We start from the raw sequence: 21,571 nt of genomic DNA, 5'->3' as shown, positions 1-21,571 counted from the left end.
CGCAGCGCGATCAGGCAATGCCAGGCAGGGGCTGTCACGCTTCCTGATAGTTCTCGATGGACGGGCAGGCGCAGACCAGGTTGCGGTCGCCGAAGACGTTGTCGACACGACCGACCGGAGGCCAGTACTTGTTCTCGATCAACGAATCGACCGGGTACACCGCCTGTTCGCGGCTGTAAGGATGGCTCCACTGGCCGACGATTTCGGCAGCGGTGTGCGGCGCGTTTTTCAGCGGGTTGTCATCCTTGTCCAGGGTGCCGTTTTCAACCGCGCGAATTTCCTCGCGGATCTTGATCATGGCATCGCAGAAGCGGTCCAGTTCTTCTCTGGACTCACTCTCGGTCGGCTCGATCATCAGCGTCCCGGCGACCGGGAACGACATGGTCGGGGCATGGAAGCCGAAGTCGATCAGGCGCTTGGCCACGTCGTCGACGCTGATGCCGCTGCTGTCCTTGATCGGGCGCAGGTCGAGGATGCATTCGTGGGCGACCAGGCCGTTGCTGCCGGTGTAGAGCACCGGGTAATGCTCCTCCAGACGGCGCGAGATGTAGTTGGCGTTGAGAATCGCCAGTTGCGAAGCGCGTTTGAGGCCTTCACCGCCCATCATGCGGATGTACATCCAGGTAATGGGCAGAATGCTGGCGCTGCCGAACGGTGCTGCGCAGACTGCGCCTTCCTTGCGCTCCATGCGTGCATGGCCGGGCATGAACGGGGCGAGATGTGATTTCACGCCGATCGGGCCAACGCCCGGGCCGCCACCGCCGTGGGGGATACAGAAGGTCTTGTGCAGGTTGAGGTGCGACACGTCGCCGCCGAACTTGCCCGGTGCGCAGAGACCAACCATGGCGTTCATGTTTGCGCCATCGATGTAGACCTGGCCACCGTTGTCATGAACGATGCCGCAGATTTCGCGAATGCCTTCTTCGAACACGCCGTGGGTCGACGGGTAGGTGATCATGATCGCCGCCAGCTGGTCCCGATGCTGAACGGCCTTGGCGCGCAGGTCTTCGATGTCGACGTTGCCGCGTGCATCACACGCGGTCACCACGACGCGCATACCGGCCATATTGGCGGTCGCCGGGTTGGTGCCGTGCGCCGAGGAAGGGATCAGGCAGATGTCGCGATGTTCGTCGCCACGGCTCTGGTGATAGGCGCGGATAGCCAGCAGACCGGCGTATTCACCCTGCGAGCCGGCGTTCGGCTGCAGCGAGATCGCGTCGTAACCGGTGGCCGCACAGAGCATGGCCTCCAGCTCATCCGCCAGCTGCTGATAACCGGCGCTTTGCTCGGCCGGGGCAAAAGGGTGCAGGTTGCCGAACTCGGCCCAGGTCACCGGGATCATTTCGCTGGCCGCGTTGAGCTTCATAGTGCACGAGCCCAGCGGAATCATGGTGCGATCCAGCGCCAGGTCTTTGTCGGCCAGCTTGCGCAGGTAGCGCATCAGTTCGGTTTCCGAGTGATAGCGGTTGAACACCGGGTGACTGAGGATCGCGGTCTGACGCAGCAGCCCGGCCGGCAGGCGCGACTGCACGCTGTCTGCCAGCGCGGCGAAGTCCGGCAGGCTCTGGCCGTCGCTGGCGAAGATTGCCCACAGGGTTTCGACTGCCGACTGCGAGGTGGTCTCGTCCAGGGACAGACCCAGACGCTGCTCATCGATTTCGCGCAGGTTGATGTGCCTGGCGCGTGCGGCGGCATGCAGTGCAGCGGTTCTGCCGCCGGTGTGCAGGGTCAGGCTGTCGAAGAAAAATGCCTGCTCGGCCTTCAGGCCCAGCGTGCTCAGACCTTCGGCAAGAATCGCGGTCAGTTGGTGAACGCGAGTGGCGATCTGTGTCAGGCCGCGCGGACCATGGTAGACGGCGTACATGCTGGCGATGTTGGCCAGCAGCACCTGTGCAGTGCAGATGTTGCTGGTGGCCTTCTCGCGACGAATATGCTGTTCGCGGGTCTGCATGGCCAGGCGCAGGGCCTGCTTGCCGTGACGGTCCACCGACACGCCGACCAGACGGCCCGGCATGTCACGCTTGAACGCATCGCGGGTCGAGAAGTAGGCCGCATGCGGGCCACCGAAGCCCAGCGGCACACCGAAGCGCTGGGCGCTACCGATTGCCACGTCAGCGCCGAACTCGCCTGGCGGGGTCAGCAGGGTCAGGGCCAGCAGGTCGGCAGCCACGGCGACCAGGGCGTTGGCCGCGTGGAAGCGTTCGACCAGTTCGCGGTAATCGAACACATCACCATTGCTGGCCGGGTATTGCAGCAGCGCGCCGAAGTAATCGCTGACATCGCCCAGCTCGTGCTCATCGGCCACGACCACGGTGATGCCCAACGGCTCGGCGCGAGTACGCAACACATCCAGGGTCTGCGGGTGGCAATGGCTGGACGCGAAAAACTGCTGGCTAGCCTTGTTTTTGCTCAAGCGTTTGCAAAAGGTCATTGCCTCCGCGGCTGCGGTGGCTTCGTCGAGCAGAGAGGCGTTGGCAATCGGCAGGCCGGTGAGGTCGCTGATCAGTGTCTGGAAATTGAGCAGTGATTCCAGGCGGCCCTGGGAAATCTCTGGCTGATAGGGTGTGTAAGCGGTGTACCAGGCCGGGTTTTCCAGCAGGTTGCGCAGGATCGGTGCTGGCGTATGGGTGTTGTAGTAACCCTGGCCGATGTAGGTCTTGAACAACTGGTTCTTGCTGGCGATCGCCTTGATGGACGCCAGCGCATCGGCTTCGCTCTGCCCGGCAGGCAGGTTCAGAACGCTGGTGCCCTTGATGCTTTCCGGAATGACACTTTCGCTCAGCGCATCAATGGAATCGAAACCCAGCGTTTGCAGCATGGCCTGCTCGTCGGCCGCACGCGGGCCAATGTGCCGGGCAATGAATTCGTTGGCAGTGGTCAGTTCAATACGGTCAGTCATGGCGTGCTCCTCAGGCTTCGGCGTTGGCTTTGATCAGGCGGTCGTAGGCGTCCTGATCCAGCAGGCCGTGAATGGCGTTGGCGTCTTGTGGGATGAAGCGAAAGAACCAGCCCGCACCGAGGGCATCTTCATTGACCAGCTCGGGCGTGGCGTCGAGGGCGGAATTGACCTCGACGACTTCACCGTCCAGCGGCATGTTGATGCTGCTGGCAGCTTTCACCGATTCCACCACCGACACTTCAGCGTGTTGAGTGTAGGCCTGTAATTCCGGGAGCTGCACGAAGACCACATCGCCCAGCGATTCCTGCGCGTAGGGCGTAATGCCGACCGTAACGCTGCCGTCGGTTTCGGCACGCAGCCATTCGTGGTCAACGGTGAATCGCAAATCGCTCATACAAACTCCTCGGAGAACAGGGCTCGCGCAGCACGCGAGCAATATGAGTCATGACTTAGCAATTTAGCGGCCATGTTTTATTTTTATAATTAAATCAAAGGGTTGGGTGTTTTCTAGATGTGCCTGCCGATTCTGGCTGTAGCGAAATCGCTACAGTCTTCGGGTATTCGAAAATACCTGACTGATCAAGGCCTTGATACGTAGGGAGTGAGGTGTTTTGGAGTGAAATCGTTACGGTGGAGCGTTTTCGTTACGTTCAGGTCGGAGTGATTGCATCTGACCAGCACTGGCTATCACCGCTAAACACAGCGGTAGCGCGTCGGCAGTTAACCGACGCGGCTTGCCGGTGAGCGTAAAAACGTTTCGAGCTCGTCAAGCGGCAGCGGCTTGCTGATCAGATAGCCCTGGATTTGATCGCAATGGTTTTCGCGCAGGAACGCCAGTTGCTCGGGGGTTTCCACGCCCTCGGCGATCACCAGCAGGTCGAGGCTGTGAGCCAGCTCGATGATGGCTCTGGCGATGGCCGCGTCCTGTGGGTTGCTGGTCACTTCGCGAATAAATGCGATGTCGATTTTAAGCTTGTCGATAGGGAAGCGGCGCAGGTACGCCAGGCTTGAATAACCGGTGCCGAAATCGTCGATGGAAATACTCACGCGACTGGCCCGCAGCGCTCCAAGAGTGGCGATGGTGTGCGCGGTGTTTTCCATCAACGAACTTTCTGTCAGCTCGACCTCAAGCCAGTGCGGCGCAACATTGTGTTTTTCGAGTGCCTGGCGGATGTCGGCGACCAGGCTGCTGTTGGAAATCTGTTGCCCTGAGATGTTGACCGCGACCTGAAACGAGCCCAGCCCGGAGCGTTGCCAGCGCGCGATCTGCGCGCAGACACTGTCGACGACCCAGTTGCCGACTTCACCGATCAGGCCGAGGCTTTCCAGCACCGGGACAAATACGGCGGGCGAAACGCCTGGATGGCCAGGGCGTGGCCAGCGCAACAGCGCCTCAAGCCCGCATATGCGGTCATTGTTCAGGTCCAGCTTGGGTTGGTAGACGATTTCGAAGGCCTGGTTGCGCACCGCTTCGCGCAGCGCGGCCTCAAGGTCCAGGCGGGCCGAAACGTCGGCGTTCATCTGCGGCGTATAGAACCGGTAGTTGTCCGGCCCGATCTTTCGCGCGCTGTTCATGGCGGTGTAGGCGTGCCTGATCAGTTCGCGCGAGTCTTCGCCGTCCTCCGGGTACAGGGCAATGCCGATGCTGGCGGTCATGACCAGGCTCTGGCCTTCTATGTGGAAAGGCACTCGCAATGCGTTGCGGATGCGCTCTAGCGTCTGCCGGGTACCCGCCTGTCCGTCACGCAGCATCAGAATCATGGCGAACTGATCGCCGTCCACGCGGCCAAGGGTATCGCTGGCATTCAGGCAGTTGGACAGTCGGCGGCTGACTTCCAGCAGCACCTCATCGCCCAGCACATGCCCCCAGGTTTCGTTGATATTCTTGAAATCGTCGAGATTGATCGTCAATGCCGCCAGCTTCCAGCGACTGATGGCCGCTTGGGTCATGCCCATTTGCAGGCTGGTAAAAAACAGGTCCCGATTGGGCAGGCCGGTCAGCGTGTCGTAGTGGGCCATGGTCAGCAGGCGTTGGTCGCTTTCCTTGCGCCGGGTGATGTCGCGCACGATACCGACGATGACCCAGTCCTCGCCGGTCCGGTAAGCCTGACGATGGATTTCCACCTCGACATCGCGGCCGCTCTTGTCGCGAATCTGGGTTTCCAGGGGCTCGCTGGGGCCTTTGCCGGCAATGATCCGGTCGTACACGACCTCAAGCTTTTCCATGGACGTTTCGCCCAGTTCGGCAGGCGTCTTGTGTGACAGCTCTTCGGCGGTGTAGCCCAGCAACTGGCAGGCCCGGCGGTTGAATTCGATGAGGCTCATGGTATTGCGGTTGATCAGGAAGATCGCGTCTTCGGAAGCGTCCATCACCGTGCGAAAACGCTCGAGATCGATGGTGCGCTGCTGCAATTGATCTTCGAGGATCAGGCTGTGGTTCTTCAGGTAGTCGCCGAACGCCTTGAGGCGCAGCATATTACGCACGCGCAGCCACAGTTCGGCGCTGTCCACAGGCTTGTTGAGGTATTCCTCGGCGCCCGCTTCCAGTCCTGAAAGACGCGAGCTTTGGTCGTCGAGAGCCGAGAGCATGATGATCGGTATATTGGCGGTGTTCTTTTCGGCCTTGAGCTGGCTGGCGACTTCATAGCCGTCCATCCCCGGCATCATGATGTCCAGCAGGATCAGGTCGGGTGCCTGTCGTTTGATCATGGCCAGCGCCAGCTCGCCTGATTCCGCGGTCAGTGTCCGATAACCCTGGTTCTGCAAGAGCACCTCCAGCAGGTCCCGGACATGGACATCGTCATCGATAATCAGGATGGTCGCGGCGCTCTGGGTCATATCGAATGCTCAGGTAATGGGCTGTTGAGGCAGATTTTTTTCCAGCAGTGTGTCGATGACCCTGTACAACTCCTTGTAGCGCAACGGCTTGATGACATAAGCGTTGCAGCCCGCCAGGCGGATCTTCTCTTTGTCTTCCTTCATGGCCATCGCGGTCAGTGCGATCACCGGGATCGCAGCTGTGCTGGCGTCTTTCTTCAACAGCGATGTGGCGGTCAGGCCGTCCATTTCCGGCAGATGGATATCCATCAGGATCAGGTCGGGCTGGCGCTCGCGAGCCAGTTTCAGGCCGCTTTCGGCATCGACGGCCGACAGCACAGCGTGCCCGGCGCTGGTCAGCAACAGCTCTGCCAGACGCATGTTCGCCGCATTGTCTTCAATGATCAGGATTTGGGCCATCGTGCCTCCGCTGATTCAGGTGAGCGGATGGGCAGCCAGACCACGAAGCGTGCGCCGAGGTCCTTCACGCTGGCGACTGCGACGCAGCCGCCGTGCAGTTCGGTAAGCTGCTTGACCATCGCCAGACCCAGTCCGGTGCCCTCGAATTTGCGTGCCAGGCCACTGTCGATCTGGCTGAACGCCTTGAACAGCTTGTTCATGTCGCTCTGGGCGATGCCGATTCCGGTATCGCTGACACTCAGTTCCAGAAACTGCTCACAGTCACCGGATGGAAGCGCAAACCCGTAGGTGGGCCAGTCACCGTCGATAAGACCTGCCTGTGAAGCCGGTACTAGACGCACCGCCAGCGTCACCCAGCCACCGGGCTCGCTGAATTTCACGGCGTTGGCCAGCAGGTTGTAGACGATTTGCTTGGTCTTGCGCCGATCAAGCTCAAGCTCACCAAATTCGGCCTCTGTTTCCAGCTTCAGCTGAATATGTTGCAGGGCGGCTTGCTCGCGCACGATCAGCAGGCTGTTGCTCAGCAGTTCGTCCAGATCGACCGACTCGAGCTCCAGCGTCATCATGCCGGCCTCGACCTTGGACAGGTCAAGAATGTCATTGATCAGCGACAGCAGGTGCTGGCCGCTGTTGAAGATATCGCCGATGTAGCGTCGCTGGGCATCGGTCATGTCGCCGACCATGCCGTCCCTGAGTGCCTCGGAGAAACCGATCACGGCGTTGAGCGGCGTGCGCAGCTCGTGCGACATGGTGGCAAGAAACTCGGACTTCATGTGGCTGGCGTGTTCCAGCTCGATATTCTTTTCTTCCAGCGTCCGCTCGAAACGCTTGCGCTCGGTCACGTCGCGGGCTGCGGCGAAGACACCCTTGAGCTTGCGGTCCCGGTCATGAAAGGTCGCAGCGTTGTAGGACACCACGGTTTCGGTGCCGTCATAGGCGCGCACGGTGAGTTCGTAATCACTGACCTTGTGCTCGCTGAGCACGCGCTTGATCGCGGCATCGGCGCTCGCCGGGGCGGTGAAGAAGTTTTTGCAGGGCGCACCGATCAACTCGTCGCGGGTGCGGCCCGTCAGCGCCATCATCTGCTTGTTGACGTCGGAAATGATGCCTTGCGGATCAGTCATCATCAGCGCATCGATGTTCGACTCGATCAGCGAGCGGGTATAGAACTGTTGGTCCCGCAAGCGCTGATCGAGCAAGGCCTGAGCCTCTTCCTCCTGCTTGCGTGCAGTGTTGTCGGTGCCGATCAGCAGATAACCGATGATGGTTTCGGCGCTGTCGCGCAGTGACGTGACCGAGACCATGGCCGACAGTCGGCTGCCATCCTTGCGGATGTAGGTCAGTTCGTAGATGTCTTCAATGCCGCGCGAAGCCTTGAACACCAGCGCCTCGAAGCCCGGCGTGATGGGCGTGTTGAGTTCATGGCTGAGGGCTGCTGCGCGGATGATGAGCTCGGCGGGGTCGGAGATGTCCGCAGGTGTGATTTTGTCGACCACGTCCTCGGAGTGATAACCGAGCATACGTTCGGCGCCGACATTGAATATCTGGATAACGCCGTGTTCGTCGGTTGCGATGCTTGAGAAGTAAGCGCTGTTGAAAATTGCATCCTGCAGTGCGCCGGTCTTGAGAAGAATTTTCTGACGGCGAGTTTCGACGATTTTTTCAGCGCGAGACTGAGCGTCGACGAGCGGGCGGTCCACTGGCGAGGTTGGCATATGACTTCCCGGTACTACCTGACCTTTTTGCCATTACGGCCGTAATAACACTACGGACATCCATTCAAATGGATGATAAGAGGTTTATGGACGATACCAGATCGTTATCGGCAGATTAGTTATTAAATAAAACTTTTCGGAATATATTTTCGAGACACGACATTAAGCGACTAGCGCTTGTCGGGAATTCCATATTTTCGAAGGCGATGAGCGATGGCGGTGTGCGAAGTGTGCAGGCGATTGGCCAGTTGGCGAGTGGAAGGGTAGTCCGCATAAAGCTTTTCCAGCAGATTCCGCTCAAAGGCTTCGACGGCATTTTCGAGGCTGTCTATCGAGCTGTCGTTCTGACGAGCCACGGCAGTGCCGGCGATATCCAGGTCACCTATATCCACTTGAGTGTGTTCGCAGATGGCGGCCGCGCGAAAAATCACGTTTTGCAATTGCCGCACATTGCCTGGCCAGCGGTTGCCGAGCAGCGCAGGGTAGGTGCCGGGTGCCAGCCTGCAAACCGGGCGCTGAATCTGTGCGCAGGCCTGCTCCATGAAGTATCTGGCCAGCAACAGAATGTCCTGACCGCGCTCGCGCAACGGCGGAACCTCAAGATTGAGGACGTTAAGGCGGTAGAACAGGTCCTCACGGAAGGTGCCTTCGCTGACCATTTTTTCCAGATCGCGGTGGGTGGCGCTGAGAATACGCACATTGACCCGCACTTCGCGATCGCCCCCGACGCGCCGGAAGCTGCCATCGTTTAGGAAGCGCAGCAGTTTGGCCTGCAGATAGGGTGACATTTCGCCGATTTCATCGAGAAATACGCTGCCCTGGTTGGCCAGTTCCATCAGCCCCGGTTTGCCGCCGCGTTGCGCTCCGGTAAAGGCCCCCGGGGCGTAGCCGAACAGTTCGCTTTCGGCGAGGTTTTCCGGCAGCGCTGCGCAGTTCAGAGCCAGGAAGGGTTCGCCGTGGCGAGCGCTGCTGGCATGACAGGCCCGGGCGACCAACTCTTTGCCAGTGCCGGTCTCGCCCTGAATCAGCAGTGGGGCGTCCAGCGCCGCCACCCGTTGCGCTCGCGCCTTTAGGGTGCGGATAGCGGCTGATTCGCCGAGCAGGGCGTCGAAACCTTCGGCGTGATCATGGTGCAATGCCGACAGGCGTTCGCCGATTCGGCTGGGCAGGTACAGGGTAATCAGCGCGCCGGCTTCGGTGATGGGCGTGGCATCCAGCAGCAGCGCTTCACCGTTCAGGGTGATCTCGCGCAACGGCAGGCGAAAGCCGTTTTCCAGCAACGCGACGTGCAGGCTGGGGTCGCTGAACAGCTCACCGATGGACTCGCCCGCCGGCTCCCGGCCAATCAGCGCGATGAGTGCCGGGTTGGCCAGCAGCACATGCCCAGCGCTGTCGAGTGCCAGTACCGGGTCGGTCATGGCGGCGAGCAACGCGTCCAGCTGCAGGTGGCGACGCTGCCCCGGAAGGATATCGACCACAGTGATCGCTTCCACGCCTCGGACCCGAAACAGCGCGTCCTTGAGCTCTTCGAGCATCTGATGGCTGAGCGTTGGCGCATCGATGTACACGTTGGGCGGCACCATCTCCACCGCATCCAGATTCAGATTGCGTCCACCCAGAATCGCCAGCACTTCCTGGGTGATACCGACGCGGTCGATGAAGCTGACATGGATGCGCATGAGGCGTTGACGGTTCGCGAATGAGAAGGCGGCAAGTATGCCTTGTGGCGACAGGTTTGGTGAAATCCGCTGGTGTACTTCGGAGCCTCGTTCCTCACGCTCTTGCACACACCTATCGTTCTTCACGCTCCAGCGTGGGAATGCCGTTCGTGACGCTCTGCGTCATGGATTCACGCCGTTCCGCCTATTCAGAAGAGGACGCAGAGCGCCCAGTACGGCGTGATCACGATGGCGTTCTCCGGCCTCGACAGCGCTGGCTTACTCCAGATGCTCCGGCTTCACCGGGTCGCCTGACTTGGCGTGGAGTTTGTCGCGAATGTCCGCGAACATTCGGTCGTAGTCCTTGTGCTGGGCGATGGGCAGTGCGGCCGAGTTGGGCAAGCCGTGCCTTATCGCGATGCGACTCGCGTCGTGGGCGAAGTTGAAGGCAAGGTCACGGGGAAGCTGGAATTGCTCTTCAAACGACTTGCCATTGATTTCGCCCTGCATGGTGAAGTGCATGGACGTGCCTTGTTTGGGATCTTCCTCCACGTTGTAGCGCAAGTGGATGTCATAGCTGATATCCGACGGTTGGAGCGCCACGTGGGTGAGGTGCAGATGGCCTGGCTCGTACATGAAGTGACTCCATCAAGGGGTGAGTGTGCTCAGTCAGACACTGACCGCGACCTTACGGTTCAGCCTTGCGCAGGGTGCCGCGCACCGCATGCCTGCGCTCAACGGTCGATCTTGTCCGGTTCCGGCCTCGACCAGATCCATAGATTGCCCAGCGCCATCCCCGTGAGTGCCAGGTACAGCCACCAGGCATGACCGATCAGGCTCAGCATCACCACGGCGCAGACAAGCATGCTAATGGTTGCGCTGATCTTGGCCTTGCGCGCGACCAGTCGGCCGTTACGCCAGTTGTGCAGTATCGGCCCGAACACCCGGTGGTTTTCCAGCCAGGCGTTCAGCCGCGGCGAACTGCGTGTTGCCGCCCAGGCAGCCAGCAGAATGAACTCGGTGGTTGGCAGGCCGGGAACGAAGATCGCAACGATGCCTATGCCCAACGCGGTATAGGCGAGGATGCCGTATAAAAGGCGTGAAAGTCTTGAACCGGGTGGTTTGTACGTCATGGTCTCTACAGGCAGGTTCGGGGAGCCCGGCCAGCTTAACAGCACCGGGCGCTTTTTCATGCCTGCACAGTTTTAGCCACCGCAGTGCATCGATCTGCCATGCGCTGAGCATGGTCGCGAGCGTCATCTCTCGCGCCACATGCTCCAGCGCACTTGCGCCGTTACTGCGCGTTATGCAGTGCCAGGCAGTTGTCGAGCATGCGATTGGAGAACGCCCATTCGTTGTCGTACCACGACAGTACCTTGAGCAGCTTGCCGCTGACCTTGGTGTGGTTGGCGTCGAAGATCGACGACAGCGGGTTGTGGTTGAAGTCGTGGGAGACCAGGGGCAGCGTGTTATAACCGAGCACTTTGGAGTGCTGACTGGCTTCTTTCATCAGCGCGTTGACTTCATCGACGGTGGTTTCGCGCTTCAGGGTCACGGTCAGGTCGACCAGCGAAACGTTGATGACCGGTACACGCACAGCCATGCCGGTCAGTTTGCCTGCCAGCTCAGGCAGCACCAGACCTACCGCTTCTGCAGCGCCGGTCTTGCTCGGGATCATCGACTGCGTGGCCGAGCGGGCGCGGTACGGATCGGTGTGATAGACATCGATCAGGTTCTGGTCGTTGGTGTAGGCATGAATGGTGGTCATCAGGCCGTTTTCGATACCCAATTCGCGATGCAGCACTTGAGCGACCGGGGCCAGGCAGTTGGTGGTGCACGAGGCGCTGGAGATGATCTGGTGCGATTGGCGCAGCGTGTCGTGGTTGACACCATAGACGATGGTGGCATCGGCACCGCTGGCTGGCGCGGAGATAATCACCTTGCGGGCGCCGGCGGTGAGGTGCGCAGCAGCCTTGTCGCGGCTGGTGAACAGACCGGTGCATTCGAACACCACGTCGATGTCCTGCGCTTTCCACGGCAGCTCGGCCGGATTGCGGATGGCACTGACCGAAATACGGTCACCATTGACGGTCAGGCTGTCCTTGTCACACTCGACCGTGCCGCTGAAAGGGCCGTGTACGGTGTCGAAGCGCAGCAGGTGTGCGTTCATTTCGCTGTCGCCAAGATCGTTGATGGCGACGACCTGCAGGTCCTGACGGTAGCCTTGGGTATACAGTGCGCGTAGGACGTTGCGGCCGATTCGGCCAAAACCGTTGATTGCGATACGAAGAGTCATACAGCCGTCCTTCTGAATTTGTTGTTGGAATTACAAGATTATTCTCATAGAAATAGAAAACAAGCCTTTTTAGTGGCAATATTTTGTTTTATCTACAACTACAAGCCTGAAAGGCACTCCCAGTTGATCGAGATCAGGGTTTTGCTCCCTGGCAGTCACTGCTCGAAAACCGGAGCCGTCTTTACGGGTGACCTTAGACGTTAGCCTGGAGTTCATCACATGCATCCCCGCGTCCTTGAAGTAACCGAGCGTCTCATCGCCCGCAGTCGCGATACCCGTCAGCGCTACCTTCAATTGATTCGCGGCGCAGCGAGCGATGGCCCGATGCGCGGCAAGCTCCAATGCGCCAACTTTGCCCACGGCGTCGCTGCCTGCGGCCCGGAAGACAAGCAAAGCCTGCGTCTGATGAACGCCGCCAACGTGGCCATCGTCTCTTCCTACAACGAGATGCTCTCGGCGCATCAGCCCTACGAACACTTCCCAAACCAGATCAAACAGGCTTTACGTGACATTGGTTCGGTCGGTCAGTTTGCCGGCGGTGTGCCGGCCATGTGCGATGGCGTGACCCAGGGCGAGCCGGGCATGGAGCTGGCCATTGCCAGCCGTGAAGTGATTGCAATGTCTACCGCTGTTGCCCTGTCGCACAACATGTTCGACGCCGCGATGATGCTGGGCATCTGCGACAAGATCGTGCCCGGCCTGATGATGGGCGCGTTGCGGTTCGGTCATCTGCCGACCATTTTCGTGCCCGGCGGACCGATGGTTTCAGGCATCTCCAACAAGGAAAAAGCCGATGTACGGCAGAAGTATGCGGAAGGCAAGGCCACCCGTGAAGAGTTGCTCGACTCGGAAATGAAGTCGTATCACGGTCCGGGAACCTGCACTTTCTACGGCACCGCCAACACCAACCAGTTGGTGATGGAGGTGATGGGTATGCACCTTCCGGGTGCATCATTCGTCAATCCCTACACACCCTTGCGTGACGCACTGACCGTCGAAGCGGCTCGCCAGGTGACGCGTCTGACCATGCAGAGTGGCAGCTTCATGCCGATCGGCGAGATCGTCGACGAGCGCTCGCTGGTCAATTCCATCGTTGCGCTGCATGCGACAGGCGGCTCGACCAACCACACGCTACACATGCCGGCTATCGCCCAGGCTGCGGGCATTCAACTGACCTGGCAGGACATGGCCGACCTGTCGGAAGTGGTGCCGACCCTGAGTCACGTCTACCCCAACGGCAAGGCCGATATCAACCACTTCCAGGCGGCAGGCGGCATGTCGTTCCTGATTCGCGAGCTGTTGGCTGCCGGTCTGCTGCACGAAAACGTCAACACCGTGGCCGGTTACGGCCTCAGCCGTTACACCAAGGAGCCGTTCCTGGAAGACGGCAAACTGGTCTGGCGTGAAGGGCCGCTCGAAAGCCTCGATGAAAATATCCTGCGCCCGGTTGCCCGTCCGTTCTCGCCGGAAGGTGGTCTGCGGGTCATGGAAGGCAACCTGGGCCGTGGCGTGATGAAAGTGTCCGCCGTGGCTCCGGAGCATCAGATCGTCGAAGCGCCGGCCAAGGTGTTCCAGGATCAGAAAGAGCTGGCCGATGCCTTCAAGGCGGGCGAGCTGGAGTGCGATTTCGTCGCCGTGATGCGTTTCCAGGGGCCGCGCTGCAACGGCATGCCCGAGTTGCATAAGATGACGCCGTTTCTGGGTGTCCTTCAGGACCGCGGGTTCAAGGTCGCGCTGGTCACCGATGGACGCATGTCGGGCGCGTCGGGCAAGATCCCGGCGGCGATTCATGTCTGTCCGGAGGCGTTTGACGGTGGCCCATTGGCTCTTGTGCGTGATGGCGATGTGATTCGCGTGGATGGTGTAAAAGGCACGTTACAAGTTCTGGTCGAAGCGTCAGAATTGGCCGCCAGAGAACCGGCCATCAACCAGATCGACAACAGTGTCGGCTGCGGTCGCGAGCTTTTTGGATTCATGCGCATGGCCTTCAGCTCCGCAGAGCAAGGCGCCAGCGCCTTTACCTCTAGTCTGGAGACGCTTAAGTGAAGTTGGCCCTGGTCGGTGATATAGGCGGTACCAATGCACGTTTTGCCATTTGGGAAGACGACACGCTGCATTCTGTCCGGGTGTTCCCGACCATTGACTATGCGGGCCCGGAGAAGGCCATTGAAGTCTATCTGCAGGACCTGGAGCTGCAGCGCGGTGATATCGGCCATGTGTGCCTGGCGGTGGCCGGGCCGGTCGATGGCGATTTTTTCCAGTTCACCAATAGCCACTGGCAGTTGAGCCGCAAGGCGTTCTGCGCCGACCTGCAGATCGATGAGCTGCTGCTGATCAACGACTTCACCGCCATGGCGCTGGGCATGACCCGGCTCAAGGACGATGAATACCTGACGGTCTGCCACGGTGTCGGCAAGCCTGATCGGCCGCGCGTGGTGGTGGGGCCGGGGACCGGGCTGGGCGTCGGTACGCTGATCAAACTCGAAGGCAATCGCTGGATGGCGTTGCCGGGTGAGGGCGGTCATGCCGATCTGCCCATCGGCACCGCACGTGAGGCGCTGCTGTGGACACGGCTGATGGCCGAGCACGAGCATGTCAGCGCCGAAGTCGTGCTCAGCGGTGCGGGCTTGCTGTTGCTGTATCAGGTCAGCTGCGCGCTGGACGACATCGAACCGGTGCTCAAGTCACCTGCGGCGATCACCACGGCTGCGCTCTCGGGTGACCCGGTAGCTGCGGCGGTGCTTGAACAGTTCTGCGTTTTTCTCGGCAGAGTGGTCGGCAACCATGTGCTGGCTCTGGGCAGCCTGGGCGGGGTTTATATCGTTGGTGGCGTGGTGCCGCGCTTCACTGAGTTCTTCATCAACAGCGGGTTCAAGCGCGCCATGGCCGAGAAGGGCGTCATGAGCGACTATTTCAACGGCCTGCCGGTGTGGCTGGTCACGGCCGAATACCCGGGCCTCATGGGTTCGGGCGTGGCCCTGCAACAGGCGTTTGGTGCGCAGATCTGAGTGATATGGCATAACAACAAAAATTTACAGCCAGACAAGGACGCTTCAACTTGAGCCCAGTCAGTAAATCGATCCTGTTGGTGGACGACGATCAGGAAATTCGCGAGTTGCTGGACACCTACCTGAGCCGCGCCGGTTTTCAGGTACGTACGGTGGGCGATGGCGCGGATTTTCGTCGGGCGTTCAATGACGAACCGAGCGATCTGCTGATCCTTGACGTCATGCTGCCCGATGAAGATGGTTTCAGCCTGTGTCGCTGGATCCGCCAGCATCCGCGCCAGCCGCATGTGCCGATCATCATGTTGACCGCCAGTTCGGACGAGGCCGACCGGGTCATCGGTCTGGAGCTGGGGGCCGATGATTACCTCGGCAAGCCATTCAGCCCGCGTGAGCTTCAGGCCCGCATCAAGGCGCTGTTGCGGCGTGCCCAGTTCGGTCAGGAGCGTCCGGGTGGCGACGTGATCCTGTTTGATGAGTGGCGACTGGACATGGTCAGTCACCGGTTGTTTCACAGTGACGGCGAAGAGGTGATTCTGTCCGGCGCCGACTTCGCACTGCTCAAACTGTTTCTCGACAACCCGCAGCAGATCCTCGACCGCGACACTATCGGCAATGCCACACGTGGGCGTGAGCTGATGCCGCTGGAGCGAATCGTCGACATGGCGGTCAGCCGCCTGCGCCAGCGTCTGCGCGACACCGGCAAGTCACCGCGTCTGATCCGTACCATTCGCGGCAGTGGTTACCTGCTGGCCGCAAACGTCAACTCGCAAGCGGGCAACGGCTATTAAATCGACAGGGGCAGGCGCGAAGAGAACCGGCCTGCCGCTGCCGCGCTCGTTGCTGGGGCGCATGTTGCTGCTGACCTTGCTGGCGGTTTCGCTGGCTCAGGCACTGTCCAGCGTGATCTGGCTGTCACAGCTGCGTGCCACGCAGATGGAAGGCCTGGTGACCAGTGCGCGCAGCCTGGCGTATTCAATGGCGGCCAGTGTCAGCTACTTTCGCTCATTGCCGCTGGCCTACCGGCCCATGGTGCTCGACCAGTTGCGCAGTATGGGCGGCACACGGTTCGTGGTGTCACTCAACGATCACCCGCTGGATATGCAGATCATGCAGCCCACCCCTCGCAAGCAGGCGGTGCTGGACGTGGTGGGCGAGGTGCTGCGCCAGCGTCTGGGTAGTGGGCCGGACATCACCGTATGGTTCGCGCGGCCCGAGGAACTGAGGATTTTCAACAGCGGCCTCAAACTCGATGAGCTGCCGCGTTCGTGGGCGCATTACGCGCTGACACTCGAGCCGGTGAACCCGCCGGTGCTGGTCACGCAAATCGAAATGGCGCCTGGCGAGTGGTTCTACATCGCCTCCCTGCTGCCCGAACCCTACACCTCGCTGGAGGAGCAGGAACTGCCTCTGCAGCAGGTGTCGTTCATTGTCCTGACCAGCGCATTTCTGCTGTTGTTCATCGGGTTGCTGGTGCACTGGCAGAGCCGCCCGCTCAAGCGTCTGGCGCGGGCCGCGCGAGACATGTCGCTGGGGGCGGATGTCGAGCCTGTGGTCGAGGGCGGCGGCAGCGAAGTCATCGAGGTCAGCCGGGCGTTCAATGCCATGCGCACGCGGATCAGTCGCTACCTGACCGAGCGGGGGCAGTTGTTCAGTGCCATTTCCCATGATTTACGTACGCCCATCACCCGTTTGCGCTTGCGGGTCGAGCTGCTCGAGGATGAGCAACTGCAACGCAAATTCAGTCGTGATCTGGATGAACTGGAGCTGCTGGTCAAAGGCGCGCTGCAGTGCGTCAAGGACACTGATATTCATGAAAACATCGAGCCGGTAGACCTCAACGCGCTGCTTGAATGTCTGGTCGAACCCTGGCTGCGTGCTGACGGCAATGGGCGGGTCACGCAGCAGGGTGAGGCTCAGGCTGCCTATTCAGGCAAACCACTGGCGCTCAAGCGCTGCATCGGCAACCTGATCGATAACGCGCTCAAATACGGTGATCGCGCGCATCTGAAAGTCGAGGACGATGCCCAGGCGTTCGTACTGCATGTCGATGACGAAGGTCCTGGCGTTCCCGAGCAGCGTCTCGAACACGTTTTCGAACCGCATTTCCGTCTGGCAGGCAATCAGCAGCAGGGCTACGGTCTCGGCCTGGGCATCGCTCGCAACATTGCCCACAGTCATGGCGGCGAAGTCAGCCTGCAGAACCTGCGTGACGGGGGGCTGCGGGTAACCTTGTACTTGCCGAGAACTGCGGAATGACGCGCTGGGCAGTGACTTTTGGCTAGAAATTGCACAGGGATTTCAATTGTCACCATCCTGTGACATTCGCGCGTCCCTTCGTTACTGTTGCCGCGTCAGGCTTGGTTAGACTCCCACGAAGCGCAAGCACCAGACTTGCTCATGCATAACAACAAGAAAGGTCAATTCGATGAATTCCATGTCACGTCTCGCTGTTGTCATCTCTCTCGCTTCGTTGTTCCCTCTGAGCGCTAACGCCGCTGACTCCAAAGGCACCGTAGAAGTCGTGCACTGGTGGACGTCGGGTGGCGAAAAGGCTGCAGTCGATGTTCTGAAAGCTCAGGTTGAAAAGGACGGCTTTACCTGGAAGGACGGCGCCGTTGCAGGCGGCGGCGGCTCCACGGCCATGACCGTGCTCAAGAGCCGTGCGGTTGCCGGAAATCCTCCCGGTGTGGCCCAGATCAAAGGCCCGGATATTCAGGAATGGGCCTCTACCGGCCTGCTCGATACCGATGCGCTGAAAGAGGTCGCCAAGTCCGAGAAGTGGGACTCCCTGCTGGACAAGAAAGTCTCCGACACCGTGAAGTACGACGGTGATTACGTAGCAGTACCGGTGAACATTCACCGCGTCAACTGGCTGTGGATCAACCCTGAAGTCTTCAAGAAAGCCGGTATCGACAAGGCGCCTACAACGCTCGAAGAGTTTTACGCGGCAGGCGACAAGCTGAAAAAAGCCGGCTTCATCCCGCTCGCCCACGGTGGTCAGCCTTGGCAGGACAGTACGGTCTTTGAAGCTGTCGTGCTCTCGGTGATGGGGGCTGACGGCTACAAGAAAGCTCTGGTCGATCTGGACAACGGCGCGTTGACCGGCCCAGAAATGATCAAGTCGCTCACCGAACTCAAGAAAGTCGCGACCTACATGGATGCCGACGGCAAGGGCCAGGACTGGAACCTGGAAGCTGGCAAGGTCATCAATGGCAAGGCCGGCATGCAGATCATGGGTGACTGGGCCAAGAGTGAATGGACCGCAGCCAAAAAGGTCGCTGGCAAGGATTACCAGTGCGTAGCCTTCCCGGGCACCGAAAAAGCCTTTACCTACAACATCGACTCGCTGGCCGTCTTCAAGCAGAAAGACAAGGGCACGACTGCCGCACAGCAGGATCTGGCCAAGGTCGCCATGGGCGAGGACTTCCAGAAGGTCTTCAGCATCAACAAGGGTTCGATCCCGGTTCGTGAAGACATGCTGTCCGACATGAGCAAATACGGTTTCGACTCGTGTGCACAAACCGCTGCGAAGGACTTCCTGGCTGATTCGAAAACCGGTGGTCTGCAGCCAAGCATGGCGCACAACATGGCAACGACGCTGGCAGTGCAGGGCCAGTTCTTCGATGTGGTGACCAACTACATCAATGACCCGAAAGCTGATCCGGCCGAAACAGCCAAAAAGCTGGGCGCTGCGATCAAGTCTGCCAAGTAATTCGTTCTGAACCGCCTTTAACCGTCGTCCGCAGTGTTGAAATCTATGGTTGATTTCACCTGCGGCTGCGGCCTGGATTCGATATACCGCATGGGATACTCCCGATGAGCTCTGTCGCTGCGAACAGCAAAGCCTCGCCAATGGATGCGCTGCAACGCTGGCTACCAAAACTGGTGCTGGCCCCCAGCATGTTCATCGTGCTGGTGGGTTTCTATGGCTATATCCTCTGGACATTCGCACTGTCGTTCACCAACTCGACGTTCCTCCCTTCCTATAAATGGGTCGGTCTGGCGCAATACGCGCGTCTCATGGACAACGATCGCTGGTGGGTGGCAAGCAAGAATCTTGCGGTCTTTGGCGGGATGTTCATTGCAATCAGCCTGGTGATCGGGGTCCTGCTGGCCGTCCTGCTGGACCAGCGGATTCGTCGCGAGGGCATGATTCGTACTATCTACCTGTACCCGATGGCGCTGTCGATGATCGTCACCGGTACTGCCTGGAAATGGCTGCTCAACCCGGGTCTGGGTCTGGACAAGATGCTGCGTGACTGGGGCTGGGAAGGTTTTCGTTTCGACTGGCTGATTGACCAGGACCGCGTTGTGTACTGCCTGGTTATCGCGGCGGTCTGGCAGTCCTCCGGCTTCGTCATGGCGTTGTTTCTGGCAGGTCTGCGTGGCGTCGATCAGTCGATCATTCGCGCGGCCCAGATGGATGGCGCGAGTCTGCCGATGATCTACTGGCGCGTCGTGCTGCCAAGCCTGCGTCCGGTGTTCTTCAGTGCCGTGATGATTCTCGCGCACATTGCGATCAAAAGTTTCGACCTGGTAGCCGCGATGACCGCCGGTGGCCCCGGTTACTCATCCGACCTGCCCGCAATGTTCATGTATTCGTTCACCTTTAGCCGCGGCCAGATGGGCATGGGTTCTGCCAGTGCGATTCTGATGCTCGGCGCGATCCTGGCGATTCTGGTGCCGTATCTGTATTCCGAGCTGAGGACCAAACGCCATGACTAGTCATGTTGGCAAACCGGGCATCAGCTTCAGTCGTGTTCTGATTTACGCCGTGCTGATGCTGGCCTGTCTGATTTATCTGGTGCCGCTGGTGGTGATGCTGTTTACCAGCTTCAAGACCCCCGACGACATCGGCACCGGCAACCTGTTGAGCTGGCCGAGCGTAGTGACCGCAATCGGCTGGATAAAAGCCTGGGACCTTGTCGATGGTTATTTCTGGAACTCGATAAAAATCACTGTGCCTGCGGTGCTCATCTCCACCGCAATCGGCGCGCTCAATGGCTACGTGCTGTCGATGTGGCGCTTCAAGGGCTCGCAGCTGTTCTTCGGTCTGTTGCTGTTCGGTTGCTTTCTGCCGTTTCAGACCGTTCTGCTGCCGGCATCCTTCACATTGGGCAAGATGGGCCTGGCCAACACGACCACCGGGCTGGTGTTTGTTCATGTGGTCTACGGGCTGGCATTTACCACGCTATTCTTCCGTAACTACTACGTGAGCATTCCCGACGCGCTGGTCAAGGCTGCACGACTGGACGGTGCCGGTTTCTTCACCATCTTCGGGCGCATCATTCTGCCGATGTCCACGCCCATCGTGATGGTCTGCCTGATCTGGCAGTTCACCCAGATCTGGAACGATTTCCTGTTCGGCGTTGTGTTCTCCAGCGGCGATTCTCAGCCGATCACTGTGGCTCTGAACAATCTGGTCAACACCAGCACAGGTGCCAAGGAATACAACGTTGACATGGCGGCGGCGATGATTGCCGGCCTGCCGACACTGCTGGTCTACGTACTGGCTGGCAAGTATTTCCTGCGTGGGCTCACGGCCGGCGCGGTCAAGGGGTAATCATGGCGACTCTCGAATTACGCAACGTCAACAAGACCTACGGCAGCAACCTGCCGGACACACTCAAGAACATCGATCTGTCGATCAAGGATGGCGAGTTCCTGATCCTGGTCGGTCCATCGGGCTGCGGTAAATCCACCCTGATGAACTGCATTGCCGGTCTGGAAAGCATCAGTGGCGGGGAGATTCTGATCGACGGCCAGGACGTAAGCGGTACCAGCCCCAAGGACCGTGACATTGCCATGGTCTTTCAGTCCTACGCGCTGTATCCGACCATGAGCGTGCGTGAAAACATCGCGTTCGGGTTGAAGATCCGCAAGATGCCGCAGGCCGACATCGACGCTGAAGTGGCGCGCGTTGCCAAGCTGCTGCAGATCGAGCACTTGCTCAATCGCAAGCCGGGTCAGATGTCCGGTGGCCAGCAACAGCGTGTCGCGATGGGCCGTGCCCTGGCACGTCGACCGAAGATCTACCTGTTCGATGAGCCACTGTCCAACCTTGATGCCAAGCTGCGCGTCGAGATGCGTACCGAAATGAAGCTGATGCATCAGCGCCTCAAAACCACCACCGTTTATGTGACCCACGATCAGATCGAGGCCATGACGCTGGGTGACAAGGTGGCGGTGATGAAGGACGGTATCGTCCAGCAGTTCGGTACGCCCAAGCAGATCTACACCGATCCGGCCAACCTGTTCGTCGCCAGTTTCATCGGTTCGCCGCCGATGAACTTCATCCCGCTGCGCCTGCAACGCAAGGATGGCCAGTTGATCGCTGCGCTCGACAGTGGCCAGGCACGTTGCGAACTGCCGGTGGGCGTGTCCGATGCAGGCCTTGAAGATCGAGAAATCATTCTCGGTATTCGCCCTGAACAGATTATGCTGGCCGGCGCTGAATCGACCGGGCTGCCGACCATTCGTGCCGAGGTCCAGGTGACCGAGCCGACCGGTCCGGATACGCTGGTGTTCGTCACGCTCAACCAGAGCAAGGTCTGCTGTCGCCTTGCCCCGGATGTCGCGCCACAGGTGGGCGAGAGCCTTACCCTGCAGTTCGATCCTGCCAGAGTGCTGATTTTCGATGCTCAAAGCGGTGAGCGCCTTGGCGTGCTGGGAGCGCGGCAGGCGGCCGAACGGGAAAACAATGTGTCACCGCTCGAGCCGCAAGTGATAAATTGATTCAGCAACGAGTATCGCTGGCT

General features: G+C 59.7%; 17 protein-coding genes. 8 read left to right on the top strand and 9 right to left on the bottom strand.

All coding sequences use genetic code 11. The annotated features are described in order from the left end of the window. Nucleotides 1–34 precede the first annotated feature (34 nt). The 9 genes from gcvP to gap form a co-directional block, all read right to left on the bottom strand. Nucleotides 35–2,899: an aminomethyl-transferring glycine dehydrogenase gene (gene gcvP / locus JOE34_RS00590; protein WP_209994944.1), complete on the bottom strand. Its 2,865-nt coding sequence runs from the start codon at nt 2,897–2,899 to the stop codon at nt 35–37. A 10-nt stretch (nt 2,900–2,909) separates the two neighbouring features. Further along, complete coding sequence (gene gcvH / locus JOE34_RS00585) at nt 2,910–3,293, bottom strand: glycine cleavage system protein GcvH (protein WP_003316893.1); 384 nt, start codon at nt 3,291–3,293, stop codon at nt 2,910–2,912. 326 nt (nt 3,294–3,619) lie between these two features. Continuing rightward, nucleotides 3,620–5,737: an EAL domain-containing protein gene (locus JOE34_RS00580; RefSeq protein WP_198705692.1), complete on the bottom strand. Its 2,118-nt coding sequence runs from the start codon at nt 5,735–5,737 to the stop codon at nt 3,620–3,622. A 9-nt stretch (nt 5,738–5,746) separates the two neighbouring features. Then, a complete protein-coding gene (locus tag JOE34_RS00575; RefSeq protein WP_003341793.1) occupies nt 5,747–6,136 on the bottom strand; it encodes a response regulator in 390 nt (129 codons plus the stop codon). Beyond that, nucleotides 6,121–7,851 (bottom strand): PAS domain-containing sensor histidine kinase, encoded by a 1,731-nt coding sequence (locus JOE34_RS00570; protein WP_209994937.1) that lies wholly within the window; start codon nt 7,849–7,851, stop codon nt 6,121–6,123. The genes JOE34_RS00575 and JOE34_RS00570 overlap by 16 nt, the downstream gene beginning before the upstream one ends. Nucleotides 7,852–8,021: 170 nt before the next feature. Further along, nucleotides 8,022–9,530 (bottom strand): sigma-54-dependent transcriptional regulator, encoded by a 1,509-nt coding sequence (locus JOE34_RS00565; protein ID WP_004402903.1) that lies wholly within the window; start codon nt 9,528–9,530, stop codon nt 8,022–8,024. Nucleotides 9,531–9,788: 258 nt separating this feature from the next. Further along, nucleotides 9,789–10,145 carry a DUF5064 family protein gene (locus tag JOE34_RS00560; RefSeq protein WP_003341799.1) on the bottom strand — a complete coding sequence of 119 codons (357 nt, stop codon included), beginning with the start codon at nt 10,143–10,145 and terminating at the stop codon, nt 9,789–9,791. A 98-nt stretch (nt 10,146–10,243) separates the two neighbouring features. Next, nucleotides 10,244–10,702 carry a YbaN family protein gene (locus tag JOE34_RS00555; RefSeq protein WP_003314041.1) on the bottom strand — a complete coding sequence of 153 codons (459 nt, stop codon included), beginning with the start codon at nt 10,700–10,702 and terminating at the stop codon, nt 10,244–10,246. Between the two features lie 101 nt (nt 10,703–10,803). Further along, a complete protein-coding gene (gap, locus tag JOE34_RS00550; RefSeq protein ID WP_003408944.1) occupies nt 10,804–11,805 on the bottom strand; it encodes a type I glyceraldehyde-3-phosphate dehydrogenase in 1,002 nt (333 codons plus the stop codon). Nucleotides 11,806–12,024: 219 nt separating this feature from the next. Here gap and edd point away from each other — a divergent pair, with 219 nt between their 5' ends. From edd to JOE34_RS00510, 8 genes are all read left to right on the top strand, one after another. Continuing rightward, on the top strand, nt 12,025–13,851 hold the full coding sequence (edd, locus tag JOE34_RS00545; RefSeq protein ID WP_003314043.1) for a phosphogluconate dehydratase: 1,827 nt from the start codon (nt 12,025–12,027) through the stop codon (nt 13,849–13,851). After that, complete coding sequence (locus JOE34_RS00540; RefSeq protein WP_024664474.1) at nt 13,848–14,813, top strand: glucokinase; 966 nt, start codon at nt 13,848–13,850, stop codon at nt 14,811–14,813. Before edd ends, JOE34_RS00540 begins: the two co-directional genes overlap by 4 nt. 50 nt (nt 14,814–14,863) lie before the next feature. Beyond that, on the top strand, nt 14,864–15,601 hold the full coding sequence (locus JOE34_RS00535; protein ID WP_003341820.1) for a response regulator transcription factor: 738 nt from the start codon (nt 14,864–14,866) through the stop codon (nt 15,599–15,601). A gap of 61 nt (nt 15,602–15,662) precedes the next feature. Further along, nucleotides 15,663–17,069, top strand: coding sequence for an ATP-binding protein (locus tag JOE34_RS00530; protein WP_003421804.1), 1,407 nt, complete (start codon nt 15,663–15,665; stop codon nt 17,067–17,069). A gap of 169 nt (nt 17,070–17,238) precedes the next feature. Continuing rightward, nucleotides 17,239–18,525, top strand: coding sequence for an ABC transporter substrate-binding protein (locus tag JOE34_RS00525; RefSeq protein ID WP_024664473.1), 1,287 nt, complete (start codon nt 17,239–17,241; stop codon nt 18,523–18,525). Between the two features lie 104 nt (nt 18,526–18,629). Beyond that, nucleotides 18,630–19,538: a sugar ABC transporter permease gene (locus JOE34_RS00520; protein ID WP_003314048.1), complete on the top strand. Its 909-nt coding sequence runs from the start codon at nt 18,630–18,632 to the stop codon at nt 19,536–19,538. Beyond that, nucleotides 19,531–20,376, top strand: coding sequence for a carbohydrate ABC transporter permease (locus JOE34_RS00515; protein WP_003341827.1), 846 nt, complete (start codon nt 19,531–19,533; stop codon nt 20,374–20,376). Before JOE34_RS00520 ends, JOE34_RS00515 begins: the two co-directional genes overlap by 8 nt. A 2-nt stretch (nt 20,377–20,378) precedes the next feature. Then, nucleotides 20,379–21,548 (top strand): ABC transporter ATP-binding protein, encoded by a 1,170-nt coding sequence (locus JOE34_RS00510; protein WP_024664472.1) that lies wholly within the window; start codon nt 20,379–20,381, stop codon nt 21,546–21,548. Nucleotides 21,549–21,571: the final 23 nt, after the last annotated feature.

The organism is Pseudomonas sp. PvP028, assembly GCF_017832255.1.
In the GTDB taxonomy this organism is placed as follows: Bacteria; Pseudomonadota; Gammaproteobacteria; order Pseudomonadales; family Pseudomonadaceae; genus Aquipseudomonas; species Aquipseudomonas syringae.
Note: the sequence above shows the minus strand (reverse complement) of the source record. Positions and strands in the feature narration are given on the sequence as shown.

Excerpts from the sequence above, each read along its gene's own strand:
- gcvP (WP_209994944.1), bottom strand. The coding sequence starts at position 2,899 with ATGACTGACCGTATTGAACTGACCACTGCCAACGAATTCATTGCCCGG.
- gcvH (WP_003316893.1), bottom strand. The coding sequence starts at position 3,293 with ATGAGCGATTTGCGATTCACCGTTGACCACGAATGGCTGCGTGCCGAA.
- JOE34_RS00580 (WP_198705692.1), bottom strand. The coding sequence starts at position 5,737 with ATGACCCAGAGCGCCGCGACCATCCTGATTATCGATGACGATGTCCAT.
- JOE34_RS00575 (WP_003341793.1), bottom strand. The coding sequence starts at position 6,136 with ATGGCCCAAATCCTGATCATTGAAGACAATGCGGCGAACATGCGTCTG.
- JOE34_RS00570 (WP_209994937.1), bottom strand. The coding sequence starts at position 7,851 with ATGCCAACCTCGCCAGTGGACCGCCCGCTCGTCGACGCTCAGTCTCGC.
- JOE34_RS00565 (WP_004402903.1), bottom strand. The coding sequence starts at position 9,530 with ATGCGCATCCATGTCAGCTTCATCGACCGCGTCGGTATCACCCAGGAA.
- JOE34_RS00560 (WP_003341799.1), bottom strand. The coding sequence starts at position 10,145 with ATGTACGAGCCAGGCCATCTGCACCTCACCCACGTGGCGCTCCAACCG.
- JOE34_RS00555 (WP_003314041.1), bottom strand. The coding sequence starts at position 10,702 with ATGAAAAAGCGCCCGGTGCTGTTAAGCTGGCCGGGCTCCCCGAACCTG.
- gap (WP_003408944.1), bottom strand. The coding sequence starts at position 11,805 with ATGACTCTTCGTATCGCAATCAACGGTTTTGGCCGAATCGGCCGCAAC.
- edd (WP_003314043.1), top strand. The coding sequence starts at position 12,025 with ATGCATCCCCGCGTCCTTGAAGTAACCGAGCGTCTCATCGCCCGCAGT.
- JOE34_RS00530 (WP_003421804.1), top strand. The coding sequence starts at position 15,663 with ATGTTGCTGCTGACCTTGCTGGCGGTTTCGCTGGCTCAGGCACTGTCC.
- JOE34_RS00525 (WP_024664473.1), top strand. The coding sequence starts at position 17,239 with ATGAATTCCATGTCACGTCTCGCTGTTGTCATCTCTCTCGCTTCGTTG.
- JOE34_RS00520 (WP_003314048.1), top strand. The coding sequence starts at position 18,630 with ATGAGCTCTGTCGCTGCGAACAGCAAAGCCTCGCCAATGGATGCGCTG.
- JOE34_RS00515 (WP_003341827.1), top strand. The coding sequence starts at position 19,531 with ATGACTAGTCATGTTGGCAAACCGGGCATCAGCTTCAGTCGTGTTCTG.
- JOE34_RS00510 (WP_024664472.1), top strand. The coding sequence starts at position 20,379 with ATGGCGACTCTCGAATTACGCAACGTCAACAAGACCTACGGCAGCAAC.